Raw genomic sequence first — 13,436 nt, 5'->3', positions numbered from 1 at the left:
TGTACCCAGCTTTCGCGGCGGCGCCCGACCGCCCGGATCGCCGCGCCCGTCAGGCGGCCGCCGGCAGCACGTCGTTGACCGCCGCCGCGATCCGGTCGGCGATCTCGTCGACGTCCCCGGGCGTCACGATGAACGGGGGCGCCAGGAGGACATGGTCGCCGTGGACGCCGTCGATGGTGCCGCCCATAGGGTAGCACATCACGTCCCGCGCAAACGCCGCGGACTTGATCCTCGCGTGCGTCTTCGCCTTCGGGTCGAGCACCGCCCTGGTGTCGCGGTCCGCCACCAGCTCGATGCCGAGGAAGAGGCCGCGCCCGCGGATGTCGCCGACGTTCGGGTGCTGGCCGAGCCGCGCCTCGAGGCCGGAGCGCAGCCGCTCGCCCATCGCGTTGACGTTGGCGAGAAGGTCCCGCTCCTCCATCGCGGTCAGGACGGCGACGCCGGCGGCGCAGGCCGTCGGGTGGCCCATGTAGGTGTGGCCATGCTGGAAGGCGCCGGATCCGGTGGCGATCGCCTGGTGGATCGTCTCGTTCACCAGCATGGCGCCGATCGGCTGATAGCCCGCGCCGAGGCCCTTGGCGATCAGGACGATGTCCGGCCGCACCCCGTCCGCCTCGCAGGCGAAGAGATGCCCCGTCCGGCCCATGCCGCACATGACCTCGTCGAGGATGAGGAGAACGCCGTATTTGTCGCAGATCTCGCGGATGCACGCGAAGTAGCCCGGTACGGCCGGCACCGCGCCCATGGTGGCGCCGACGACCGGCTCGGCCATGAAGGCGGCCACGGTCTCCGGGCCGACGCGCAGGATCTCGGCCTCGAGCTCGTCCGCGACGCGCCGGCCGTAGTCCTCCGGGCTCTCGCCCGGCTCGGCGAAGCGCCAGTAGTGGCAGGGCGCGATGTGGCTCGTCGCCTCGGTCAGGAGCGGGGCGAACTGGCGCCGGCGCCACTCGTTGCCGCCGGCGGCGAGGGCACCCAGCGTGTTGCCGTGGTAGCTCTGGCGGCGGGCGATGATGCGGTACCGGTCCTCGCCCTTCTCCAGGAAATACTGCCGGACGAGCTTGATCGACGCCTCCGCCGCCTCCGACCCTCCGGAGACGAAATAGACCCGGCCGATCCCCTCCGGCGCCCGCTCCACCAGCATGGCGGCGAGCCGCTCGGCAGGCTCGGAGGTGAAGAAGCCGGTGTGCGCGTAGGGAAGCTGGTCGAGCTGGGCCTTGATCGCGTCGGTCACGGCGCGGTCGGAATGGCCGAGACAGGAGACGGCCGCGCCGCCGCACGCGTCGATGATGCGCCGTCCGTCGGCGGTCAGGATGGCGATGCCGTCCCCCTTGACCGCAACCGGAAGATCCGCGGCGGACGCGCGCTGAAAGACGTTGGGCGAGGACATGGAAGGCTCCTGACGGCGGGCTGTCCCCGGAATGTAAGCCCTATCGCCTCGCGTTTCACGCGTCATCGCCCGCAAATCTGCGGCGGTCCGGCGCGGCCTGTGGGCGTGCGCGGAGGTGACACCCTGTTTGCATTTCGCTCGCTATCGTATGGCGCTACCCTCAGACCCGATTCGTGGAACGGAGGTGGAATGAGCGACGCGCCACGCGAGAGGCTCCGATGCTGACGGCCTGGGCTGTGACGGCAGCGGCCAGCGCGCTCGCCGGGATCGTCGTGGCGCGCGCCCGGCTCGCGACGCGCGCGGCCGACCGTGCCGTGGCGGATCGTGCCGCCGTCGACGCGCAGGTCACCCTCGCCGACGCCGCGCTCGCCCGGGGCGCGACCGCCGCCTGCCGGATCCTGCCGTCGGGCGAAACGATCGCCTGCGGCACGATGCCGGCGGACGTCCTAGCCGACCTCAACCGCTCGGGCACAAGGCTCGCCGCCGCGATCGCCGAGCTGCGCCGCACGGGCGAGCCGTTCCGCCTCGCCACCGCCCCGGCGGCGGACGGCGGCGGCGGCCGCATCCTCGCCGGGTCGCTGGAAGGCGGCCACCTGTCCCTCTTCGTCGAGCCGCAGCCCGAGGTGTGCGCCGGGGCGCCGGGCGACGCGGCCGGCCGCCTGACCGAGCTCGTCGCCGCCTCGCCGTACCCGAGCTGGGTCGAGGGCGAGGGCGGCATGGTCTGGTCGAACCCCGCCTACGCCCGCGCCGTCGGCTCCGCCAGCGGCACCGGCGACTCGCTGCTCGACGCCAACGCCCGGACGCAGCTCGGCGCCGCCGACGCGGGCGGGGCCGTCTTCGAGCGCGTGCAGACCGTGGTCGCCGGCGAGCGGCGCCACCTCAACGTCAGCGCCGAGATGCGCGAGGGGGTCCTCGCCGCGCTGGCCGTCGACGTCACCGAGACCGTCCAGGCGCTGTCCGTCCAGGCGCGCGCGCTGGAGAGCCATTCGGCCACCTTCGACCTGCTGGCGACCGCCATCGCCATCTACGGCCCCGACCGGCGGCTCGTCTTCCACAACGCCGCGTTCCAGCGCCTCTTCGAGCTGGACGGCAAGTTGCTCGAGCAATCCCCGTTCGAGGACCAGGTGCTCGACCGCCTGCGCGCCGAGCGCCGCCTGCCCGAGACCGCCGACTTCAAGGCCTGGAAGCGCGACCAGCTCAAGGGCTACGAGACGCGCGAGAGCTTCGAGCGCTGGTGGCACCTGCCCGACGGGCAGACCCTGCGCGTCGTCGCCAACCCGGGCGCGGACGGCGGCGTCACCTACGTGTACGAGAACGTCACCCAGCAGCTCGCGCTGGAGCGGCAATACAACGCCCTCTCGCGCGTCCAGGCCGAGACGATCGACAATCTCGGCGAGGGCATCGCGAGCTTCGGGCCGGACGGGCTTCTGCGCCTCGCCAATCCCGCCTTCTGGTCGCTCACCGGCACGCCCCAGGCCGACATCGGCGAGCACGTCAACGCCATCGCCGGCAAGGCGCCCGACGCGGGGGCCCCGGTCTGGGCCTCGCTCGCCGAGCGCGTCACCGGCATGACCGACCACCGCACGCCCGTCGGCGGGCGGACCGAGCGCGAGACCGGCCGCACCCTCGACTACGCCTTCTCGCCGCTGCCGGACGGCTCGACGCTGGCGACCTTCGTCGACGTCACCGACTCGGTGAACATCGCCAAGGCGCTGGTCGACCGGAACAACGCGCTGGTCGAGGCGGACCGGCTGAAGAACGCCTTCATCGAGCACGTCTCCTACGAGCTGCGCTCGCCGCTCAACTCCATCATCGGCTTCACCCAGCTCCTGACCCGGCCCGAGACCGGCCAGCTCTCCACCAAGCAGCGCGAGTATGCCAACTTCGTGCTCACCTCGTCCGAGGCGCTCCTCGTCATCATCGACGGCATCCTGGACCTCGCGTCCATCGACGCCGGCGTGATGGAGCTGACCATCGGCCCTGTGGACGTGTCGGCCACCTTGCGGCAGGTGCTGGACGGGCTGAAGAACCGCCTCGTCGAGACCGGTATCGACGTCGAGCTCGACCTTGCAGACAATGCCCGCGTCTTCCCGGGCGACGAGATGCGCGTGCGCCAAGTGCTGTTCAACCTGATTTCCAATGCCGTCACCCACTCGCCCCAAGGCAGCGCGATCACCGTCGCCTCGCGCCGCGACGGGGACTATGTCGCCCTCTCCGTTCGGGACCGCGGCCCCGGGATCAGCGAGGACAACGCCGAGGCGGTGTTCGAGCGCTTCAACACCTCCGGGCCGAACGGGCGGCGCCGCGGCGTCGGCCTCGGCCTGTCGCTGGTGAAGAGCTTCGTGGAGCTGCACGGCGGCACCGTCGCGGTGGCGCCGACGGACGGGGCGGGCGCCGAACTCGTCGTGCGCTTCCCCCGCGAACAGGCCGGCACCTCGGCCTCGCTGCTCGACGCCGCATGAGCGACGTCGCCACGGTCGACATCGAGGTCGACAGCGAAGCGGAAATGGTGGCCTTCGGGGCCGATCTCGCCGGAACGCTGCGCAAGGGCGACCGGGTCGGCCTCGTCGGCGACCTCGGCGCGGGCAAGTCCACCCTGGCGCGGGCGACCCTGCGCAGCCTGGCCGGCGACCCGGCCTTCGAGGTGCCGAGCCCGACCTTCACCATCGTGCAGGACTATCCCGAGCTGACCCCCCGCGTGCGTCACGTCGACCTCTACCGCGTCGAGGGCGGCGACACCGAGGAGCTGGGGCTCGGCGAGGGGGACGCCGCCGAGCTCATCGAATGGCCGCGCGAGGCGCTGCCGGTCACCCTCGCCATCGCCTTCGGCCCCCACGAGGAGGCGCGCACGATCACCGTCACCGCCCCGCCGGCGTGGGCCGAACGGCTCCGCCGCCAGCGCGAGGCGAGCGCGTTCCTCGCCCGCGCCGGCTGGGGCGAGGCGCGCCGGCAGCCGCTGAAGACCGACGCCTCGACCCGCGGCTACGCCCGAGTCGTCGGCGGAACGAACGCGGTCCTGATGGACGCGCCGGTCTTCACTCCCATGCCCGGCAGCTACCCGCTTCGGGCGCGGCTGGCGGACGGCAACCTCAACGCCTTCATCGCCGTCGGCGAGGCCCTCCGGGCCGCGGGGCTCGCCGCGCCGGCCGTCATCGCCGCGGACATGAAGAAGGGCTTCCTCCTCCTCGAGGACTACGGCGACGACAAGATCGCGGGCGCCACCGGGATCTACCCCGAGCGCTACGCCGTCGCCGTGGAGGCCATCGCCGCGTTCCACAATGCACCGCCGGCGCTGCCGCTGCCGGGAGATCCGCCCTACCAGCCGCCGATGTTCGACGCGGACCTCTCCGACATCGAGGTCGCGCTCTTTCCCGAGTGGTACCTGCGCGCGCCCCTCGACCCGGACTACGCGGCGATGTGGCGCGCCGTCATTTCCGCGCTGCCGCGGGAGGACGACCGCCTGTCGCTGCGGGACTTCCACTCGCCCAACCTGATGTGGCGGGCGGGCGAAGAAGGAATTTCCCGGATCGGCTTTCTGGACTATCAGGATGCGATGATCGCACCCAGCGCATACGACGTCGTCTCCCTCGCCCAGGACGCGCGGATCGACGTGCCCGACGACGTCGAGGCCGACCTCCTCGCGCGCTACCTCGCCGCGCGGCCCGGACTCGACCGGACCGCCTTCATGCGCGCATACCACGTCCTCGGCGCACAGCGGGCCACTCGCGTGCTAGGAGTGTTCCGCCGCCTCAACGACCGGGACGGCAAACCGCAATACCTCGCCCATATTCCGCGCGTGCGGCGGGCGCTGGCCAAGAACCTCAGAGCCGAACCGTCGCTGGCCCCGCTGGCCGGCTGGTTCGCCACCCATTCGGACGTGATGAGCGCATGAGCGGTCTCTCAGCGATGATCTTCGCCGCCGGACGCGGCACGCGGATGCGGCCGCTCACGGCCATCACCCCCAAGCCCCTCATCGAGGTGTTCGGCAAGGCGATGATCGACCACGTGTTCACCCGGCTCGATGATGCCGGCGTCAAACGCTACGTCGTCAACGTGCACTACCTCGCCGACATGATCGAGGTTCACGTGCGCCGCCATGCGCCGGGCGCCGTGACGATCTCCGACGAGCGGTCGGGACTGCTCGACACCGGCGGCGGCCTCGTCAAGGCGCTGCCGCATCTCGGCGACAAGCCCTTCATCGTCGCGAATTCCGACACCTTCTGGCTGGAGGGCGCGTTCCCGACGCTGAGGCGCGTCATCGACAGCTTCGATCCGGAGAAGATGGACGCCCTCCTCGTCCTCGCCCCCACCGTGACCGCGGTCGGCTACGACGGCCGGGGCGACTTCCAGCTCGAGACGGACGGCCGCCTCACCCGCCGGCGCGAGTACACCGTCGCCCCGTTCGTCTATGCCGGCTGCGCGATGATGTCGCCCGCCGCGCTCGCCGACCCTCCGGGCGACGTCTTCTCGCTCAACGTGATCTTCGACCGGCTGATCGCGAAGGGGCGGCTCTACGGCGTGCGGCTCGACGGGCTGTGGCTCCATGTCGGCACCCCGCGGGCGATCCGAGACGCGGAGCGAGCGATCCGCGCCAGCGCGGCGTGAAGGTCCTCACCGTCGATCCGGGCGACCCGTTCCTGCCGACGCTGGCCGCGCGCCTCGCCGACGGGACCCTCTGGCCGGACGGCCTGCCCGACGACCCGCTCGCCCTCGCCGACGCGACCGTCTACCTCCCCACCCGCCGCGCCGCCCGCGCGCTCGCCACCGCCATCCTGGAGGCGGCGCCCACCCGGGCGACGGTACTGCCCCGGATCGAGGCGCTGGGCGACCCCGAGGAGGAGCCGGAAGGCCGCCCCGGCGTCATGAGCAGCCTCGAGGCCCGCGTCGTCCTCGCCCGCCTCGTCACCGCCTGGGCCGGGGCGATCCAGACCGGCGATCCCACGATCCGCCCGCTCGTCTCCACCTCCGGACCGGACACCGTGCGCCTCGCCGGCGACCTGCTGGCGCTCCTCGACCAGGTCGAGACGCAGGAGGCCGACTGGCGCGACCTCCCCGGCCTCGTCCAGCGCACCGACCTCGCCGAGCACTGGAAGATCACCACCGACTTCCTGACCATCGCGACCGAGGCCTGGCCCGCGCACCTCGACGCCGCGCGGAAGATCACCGAGGCGGCCGCCCGCCGCGCCGACGCCGAGGCCGCCGAGCGCCGCATCGCCGAGGCGCGCGGCCCCATCATCGTCGCCGGCTCCACCGGCTCGATTCCCGCGACGCGGCGCCTGATCGCCGCCATCGCCCGCAGCCCATGGGGCGTCGTCGTCCTCCCCGGCTTCGACCGCGCCGCCAGCCCGGCCGACTGGGGCGCGCTCGCCGAGGCGCACGACGCGCCGGGCCACGTCCAGTACGGCATGAAGCAGCTCGTCGACGCGCTGGGGCTCGCACCGGACGCGGTCGGCCGCCTCGCCCCCGCCGGCCCGTCCGCGACGCCCCCGACCCGCACGGCAGCATTGTCGGCCGCGCTCCGCCCGGCGCCCGCCACCGGCGCCTGGCGCGACGACCGGCACACCATCGACCTCGCCGACGCCTTCGGCGGTCTCACCCTCGTCGAGGCGGCCGACGAGCGCGAGGAAGCCGCCGCCATCGCGCTGGCGATGCGCCAGTCGGTAGCGCTCGGCGAGACGGTCGCGCTCATCACGCCGCATCGTGCGCTCGCCCGCCGCGTCACGCACCACCTCCGGATCTGGGACATCCGGGTCGACGATTCCGGCGGCGAGCCGCTCGCCGTGACGCCCGCCGGGGTCCTCGCCCGGCTGATCGCCGCCACGGCCTCCGGCGGCAGCGCGGCCGAATGGCTGGCGCTGCTTAAGCACGACGGCGCCCGGTTCGAGGCCGAGCGCGGCGCCACCGCCGCGGTGGAGCGGCTGCTCCGCGGTCCCCGCATCGCGCCGGGCCGGATGCTGGACGCCATGGCGAGCCTCGGCGAGGCCGCGGCGGCGCTCGCCGGCGCCATCCGCACCGTCTACGCGCCGCTCCTGACGCTCGGCGCCGGACGCGCCACCGTCGGCGCCTTCGCCGAGGCGACGCGCACCGTCTTCGAGGCCGTCGCCGACCCCACTCTCGGCTCGCGCGACGCCGTCGTGGCGATGCTGGCCGAGGTCGCGGTCCGGCACGAGCTGACCATCCCCGCCGCCGACTGGCCCGCGACGTTCGAGGCGCTGCTCGACGGGATCGTCGTGCGCGCCCGGCCGCTGGACGACGCGGTGCGCATCCTCGGCCCGCTGGAAGCCCGGCTGCAGTCGTTCGACCACGCGGTCCTCGGCGGTCTCAACGAGGGCACCTGGCCCGCCTCGCCCGATCCCGGCCCGTGGATGAGCCGCGGCATGATGGGCGCGTTCGGGATCGACCTGCCCGAGCGGCGCATCGGCCTCTCGGCGCACGACTTCTTCACCGCCGCGCACCAGCCGCGCGTCACCCTGACCCGCGCCCGCAAGGCGGCCGGTGAGCCCACCGTCGCCTCGCGCTGGTGGCAGCGCCTCGCCGCCTTCGCCGGCGAGGCCGCCGACCTCGCCCGCGCGCGCGGCGCCGAGCTGACCGCCTGGGCCGCCATGCTGGAGCAGCGCCCCGCGACGCCGGGCGCCCCGCGCCCCTTCCCGAAGCCGCCGGTCGCGGTGCGACCGACGTCCTTCTCCGTCACCGAGATCGCCCGCCTGGTGCGCGACCCCTACGCGATCTACGCACGGCACGTCCTCGGCCTCGACCCGCTCGACCCGCTCGACCAGGAGCCCGGCGCGGGCGACAGGGGCGAGCTCTTCCACGAGGTCCTTGCCCGCTTCATCGGCAACGGCGACCACCGCCAGCCGGACGCCGAGGCGCGCTTCTCCGCGATCGTCGACGCCGCCCTGCGCGAGCTCGCCTTCGCGCCAGAGGCGCAGGCGCTCTGGGGGGCGCGGCTCAGGTATCTCGCCCCCTTCGTGATCGCAGCCGAGCGGGAACGGGCCGACCGGGCCGACCGCTCACTCGTCGAGGTGAAGGCGCGGACGGATCTTGCCGGAGGCCCGACCCTGCGCGGGCGGATCGACCGGATCGACCTCGGCGCCGCCGGAGCCGAGATCATCGACTACAAGACCGGCAGTCCGCCGACCGGCAAGCAGGTGCAGACCTTCCTCGAGCCGCAGCTCCCCCTCGAGGCGGTGCTGCTGCGCGCCGGCGCCGTCGAGGGCGCCCCGGCCGACCTCCCGCTCACCGGCCTCGCCTATGTCGCGATCGGCGCCGGGCGAAACCCGGTGCACTGGTCGGGCGTCGCCGGCGACGACGCCGCCGCCCTCGCCGACGAGGCGCGCGGCCGGCTGATCGCCCTCCACACGCTCTACCAGAGCGAGGAGCAGGGCTACCTCTCCCGCGCCCGCCCCATGCGCGAGTCCGACGTCGGCGACTACGACCACCTCGCCCGCTCCGCGGAGTGGCAGAACGAATGACCAGCACCGCCACGCCGCTCCGCCCCGAGATCGCGGAGTGCCGCCGATGAGCCTGCGCGTCCCGCCCGAGGCCGACGACGCGCAGCGCCGCTCGTCCGACCCTGCCGCCTCCGTATGGGTCTCGGCGAACGCCGGGGCGGGCAAGACGTACGTGCTGTCGCAGCGCGTCGTGCGGCTCCTCCTGTCGGGCGTGCCGCCGCGCACGATCCTGTGCCTCACCTACACCAATGCCGCGGCCGCGGAGATGGCGCAGCGGGTCTATACCGCGCTGGCGGCGCTGGCCGCGCTCCCCGACGACCGCCTGGCCGCCCAGGTCGCCCGCCTCGCCCCCAACGCGGACCCCGACGCTGCGGCGCTGCGCGCGCGCACCCTCTTCGCCGAGGCGCTCGAGACGCCGGGCGGCCTCAAGGTGCAGACGATCCACGCCTTCGCCGCCGCGCTCCTGCGGCGCTTCCCGCTCGAGGCCAACATCTCCGGCTCGTTCCAGGTGCTGGACGACGCGATGCGCGAGGAACTGACCGACCGCGCCATCGCCAACGTCCTCGCCCGCGGCACGATCGACCCCGGCGGCCCCGTCGGCGGCTACATCGACGCGCTGCTGCCGCACGTCTCCGACTTCGGCCTCGTCGGCAGCCTCAAGGCGGTGCTGGGCGAGCGGCGGCGCCTGACGCGCTGGCTCGGGATGGGTGCCTCGGACGAGCGCCTCGCCGAGAGCCTGAGCCGCGCGCTCGCCCCCGCCGACCCTGGACCGCCGCTCTCCGACGACACCTGCCGCGCCCTCGCCGAGGCGCTGCGCGCGGCCAACGCCGGCAAGGGGACCATCGAGCGGATCGAAACCGCCCTGAACTGCCCGGCGGAGGAGCGCGATCCCCACTGGAACGCGATCTTCCTCACCGGGACGGGCGAGCCGCGCAAGATCGGCGGCATCGCGCCCAAGAAGGTGCTGGAGGCCTGGCCCGGGCTCGCGGACCTCGTCGCCGCCGAGCAGGACCGCCTCGCGCGCGCCGCCGACGCCGGCCGCGCGACGGCCGCCATCGCCGCCACGGTCCCCCTCATGCAGCTCGCCTGGCTGGTGGAGGAGGAGCTCACCGCCGCCAAGCGCCGCCGCGGGGTCATCGACTACGACGAGCAGATCGAGACCGCGATGAACCTCGTGCGCTCCGGCACGGCGGCGGCCTGGGTGCGCTACAAGCTCGACGAGGGGATCGACCACGTGATGGTCGACGAGGCGCAGGACACATCCCCGCCGCAGTGGCAGCTCGTGGAGGCGCTGACCGGCGAGTTCTTCGCCGGACGCGGCGCAAAGGACGTCCACCGCACGCTCTTCGTGGTGGGCGACGAGAAGCAGTCCATCTACTCCTTCCAGGGCGCCGCCCCGCAGCTCTTCGGCGAGAAGCGCGCGCACTACCAGGCGGCCGCCTCGGACGCCGGACTCACCTTCCGCGCGGTCGACCTCGCCCACTCAATGCGCTCCGCCCCGCAGGTCCTCTCCGCGGTCGACCGCGTGTTCGCGGACGGCAGCCTCGCCGCGTCGGTCGGCGCGGACCCCGGCGCCGTGCGCCACGTGGCGGTGAAGGACGGCCCGGGCGGCGTCGACCTCTGGCCCCTCTTCTTCGACGAGGAGGACGACAGGTCCGAGGCCTGGGACGCGCCGTTCGACCAGGCCCCGGACAACGCCGGCGTCGTGAAGCTCGTGCGCGCCATCGCCGACACCATCGAGGCCTGGACCGGCGGCGAAGGTCCCGGCGGCGCGCCGCCGGTGAGGCCGGGCGACATCATGATCCTGTCGCGCAAGCGCGGCGCCTTCGCCAACCTGATGAACCGGGAGCTGAAGAACCGCGGCATCCCGACCGCGGGCGCGGACCGGCTCACCATCACCGACCACATCGCCGTGCAGGACATGGTCGCGCTCGCCCGCGCGCTGCTGTCGCGCGACGACCTCTCGCTGGCGACGGTCCTGAAGAGCCCGCTGTTCGGCTTCTCGGAGGATGCGTTGTTCGAGGTCGCCCACGGCCGCGAGGGCTCCCTCCTCGACGCCCTCGCCGAGGGCGACATGTTCGCCCGCGTCGCCCACACGACGCTGATGCGCTGGCGCGTCCTCGCCCGCACCCGGCGCCCGTTCGACTTCTTCTCCGCGATCCTCGTCGGCGAGGGCCGGCGGGCCGACTTCGCCGCCCGGCTCGGCTCGGAGGCGGAGGACGCGCTCGACGCCTTCCTCGACGAGGCGTTCGCGTTCGAGAGCCGGGACGTTCCGACCCTCGAGACCTTCCTGATGCGCCTGTCCAAGACGAAGGCGGAGTTGCGCCGCTCCTCGGACGGTACTGTGGACGCGGTGCGTGTCATGACCGCGCACGGCTCCAAGGGGCTGGAGGCGAAGGTCGTCTTCCTCGCCGACGTCGGTACCCAGGCGACGAACCCCAGCCGCAGCCCGGTCGTGCCCGTCGCCGCCCCCGCCCCGGGCTATGACGACGTCCTCGTCTACGCCCCCAACAAGGACTACCAGAGCGAGCCCGTCCGCGCCGTGCTGAGCGCGAAGTCGGAGGCGGAGTTCGCCGAGCACTACCGCCTGCTCTACGTGGCGATGACGCGGGCGGAGCAGCACCTCGTCGTCTGCGGCGCCTACGGAAAGCGCAAGCCGCAGAGCGGGATGTGGCACGAGATGGTCGAGGCCGCCCTCTCGCCCGACGGCGAGCGGGCCGAGATGCCGAGCGGCGAGGGCCTCGCCTGGCGCAACCCTGCCCCGATCCCGGCCCCCGCGCCGGAGCGGGCCGAGCCCGCCGCCCCGCCGCCGCAGCGCCCGGCCTGGCTCGACGAGCCCGCGACCATCGACAGCGACACGCCGGAGCCGCTGATCCCCTCGGACGGCGAGCACCTCACGGCCGTCGGCATCCCGGTGATCGAGCGCCGCCCCCTGGACGCCGTCGCATTCGGCACGATCATGCACCTCCTGCTCGAGCGCGACGAACCGGTCGACGCCATGGCGGCGCGCGTCGCCCGGGCGCACCCCGCGCTCCCTCCGGAGGAGACGGTTGCGATCGCGCGGGAGGCCGAGGCCGTCCTGGCTCTCCCCGGCCTTGCCGGACCGGCCCGGCGCGAGGTCGACGTGATGGGCGACATCCTCGTCGACGGGGTCGCCCGGCGGGCGAGCGGGCGCATCGACCGCCTCCAGTTGTCCCCCGGCCGCGTCGTGATTGTGGATTACAAGACCGACCGCATCGTGCCGCGCCGCGCGGCGGAGGCGCCGGAGGCCTACCGCCGTCAGCTCGCCATCTACCGGGCGTTGGTGCGGCAGATGCTTCCCGGAACGACCGTCGGAACGGCGATTGTGTGGACCGCAAACGCCACAATGATGGAAATGGATGGGGTGCTGCCCGCCATTGGCATGACGACCGCTGCTTGACGCTCCCCCACCCTATCCATACGTAGGCTTCACACTTCAGCGATAGTAAGGTGAGTGATGTCCTCCACAACGGTCACGGACGCGACCTTCGACAGCGATGTCATCAAGGCCGACGAACCCGTCGTCGTCGACTTCTGGGCCGAGTGGTGCGGCCCCTGCAAAATGATCTCCCCGGCGCTCGAAGAAATCGCCGCCGAGATGGATGGCAAAGTCAAAATCGCCAAGATGAACGTGGACGAGAACCAGGACACCGTCATGAAGTACGGCATCCGCTCGATCCCCACGCTCATCATGTTCAAGAACGGCGAGCCGACGGCCACGCAAGTGGGCGCTGCCCCGAAGGGCAAGCTCGTCGACTGGATCAAGTCCTCTATCTAAGGACCGTCAATGTCTGACGAGACGAACAAGAATCGGCACGAGGGGGACACCCTCGTGCCCGACGCCGCCGAGATCATGGGCGCGGGCGAGGCGGCGGAGTCCGCCGCTCCCGCTTCCGACGCGGACACGGCGCTCGCCGAGGCCCGCGCCGAGGTGGAGGACATGCGCAACCAGATGCTGCGTGCCCTCGCCGAGGCCGAGAACGTGCGCCGCCGCGCCCAGCGCGACGTGAGCGACGCACGACAGTATGCCGTGACGAGCTTCGCCCGCGATCTCCTCAACGTCGCCGACAACTTCGCCCGCGCGATGGACACGGTGAAGCATGCCGACCTCGAATCCCTGCCGCCCGAGGTGAAGGGGATGGTCGAAGGCATCCAGATGACCGAGCGCGAGCTGAAGTCCGTCTTCGAGCGGCACGGCATCAAGAGCCTCGACCCGACCGGGCAGAAGTTCGACCCGAACCTCCACCAGGCGATGTTCGAGCTCGAGAATCCCGACGTCGCGTCCGGCACGGTGATCCAGACCGTGCAGGTCGGCTCGGTGATCGGCGATCGCGTCCTGCGCCCCGCCATGGTGGGCGTGTCGAAGGGCGGTCCCAAGCCCGGCCAGCCGAAGGCCGAAGGCGAGGGCGACGCCGGGGCGACCGGAGACGCGGCCTGACAGGACCCAGGGTCCTTCTTCTTCAGGGGCCGCTCTCTCCGCTCTACCGCCAGATCGCCCGCCATCTGACCGATGGGGGCGCCACGGTCCACCGGATCAACCTGTGCCCCGGTGACAGGGCCGCCTGGGGCCTCGCCCC

The 13,436-nt window shown here is 72.9% G+C and carries 8 protein-coding genes; 7 read left to right on the top strand and 1 reads right to left on the bottom strand.

The genetic code is table 11. The annotated features are described in order from the left end of the window. Positions 1-49 precede the first annotated feature (49 nt). Positions 50-1,387: an aspartate aminotransferase family protein gene (locus tag DLJ53_RS04515; protein WP_111342709.1), complete on the bottom strand. Its 1,338-nt coding sequence runs from the start codon at positions 1,385-1,387 to the stop codon at positions 50-52. A 218-nt stretch (positions 1,388-1,605) separates the two neighbouring features. On the opposite strand from DLJ53_RS04515, the gene DLJ53_RS04510 reads away from it, so the two are divergent. From DLJ53_RS04510 to grpE, 7 genes are read left to right on the top strand one after another with little or no spacing between them, the layout of a single operon-like run. Then, positions 1,606-3,849, top strand: coding sequence for a sensor histidine kinase (locus DLJ53_RS04510; protein WP_111342707.1), 2,244 nt, complete (start codon positions 1,606-1,608; stop codon positions 3,847-3,849). After that, on the top strand, positions 3,846-5,279 hold the full coding sequence (gene tsaE, locus DLJ53_RS04505; protein WP_111342705.1) for a tRNA (adenosine(37)-N6)-threonylcarbamoyltransferase complex ATPase subunit type 1 TsaE: 1,434 nt from the start codon (positions 3,846-3,848) through the stop codon (positions 5,277-5,279). Before DLJ53_RS04510 ends, tsaE begins: the two co-directional genes overlap by 4 nt. Then, a complete protein-coding gene (locus DLJ53_RS04500) occupies positions 5,276-5,992 on the top strand; it encodes a nucleotidyltransferase family protein (protein WP_111342703.1) in 717 nt (238 codons plus the stop codon). The genes tsaE and DLJ53_RS04500 overlap by 4 nt, the downstream gene beginning before the upstream one ends. After that, positions 5,989-8,859, top strand: coding sequence for a PD-(D/E)XK nuclease family protein (locus DLJ53_RS04495; protein ID WP_111342701.1), 2,871 nt, complete (start codon positions 5,989-5,991; stop codon positions 8,857-8,859). Before DLJ53_RS04500 ends, DLJ53_RS04495 begins: the two co-directional genes overlap by 4 nt. 46 nt (positions 8,860-8,905) lie before the next feature. Further along, positions 8,906-12,259 carry a double-strand break repair helicase AddA gene (gene addA / locus DLJ53_RS04490; RefSeq protein WP_111342700.1) on the top strand — a complete coding sequence of 1,118 codons (3,354 nt, stop codon included), beginning with the start codon at positions 8,906-8,908 and terminating at the stop codon, positions 12,257-12,259. Positions 12,260-12,316: 57 nt separating this feature from the next. After that, positions 12,317-12,637: a thioredoxin TrxA gene (gene trxA, locus DLJ53_RS04485; RefSeq protein ID WP_111342698.1), complete on the top strand. Its 321-nt coding sequence runs from the start codon at positions 12,317-12,319 to the stop codon at positions 12,635-12,637. A 9-nt stretch (positions 12,638-12,646) separates the two neighbouring features. Next, a complete protein-coding gene (gene grpE / locus DLJ53_RS04480; RefSeq protein WP_111342696.1) occupies positions 12,647-13,297 on the top strand; it encodes a nucleotide exchange factor GrpE in 651 nt (216 codons plus the stop codon). The last annotated feature ends 139 nt before the right edge of the window (positions 13,298-13,436 follow it).

It is taken from the genome of Acuticoccus sediminis, from assembly GCF_003258595.1.
In the GTDB taxonomy this organism is placed as follows: domain Bacteria; phylum Pseudomonadota; class Alphaproteobacteria; order Rhizobiales; family Amorphaceae; genus Acuticoccus; species Acuticoccus sediminis.
The sequence above is the reverse complement of the archived record's forward strand: the minus strand, read 5'-3'. Positions and strand labels throughout refer to the sequence as shown.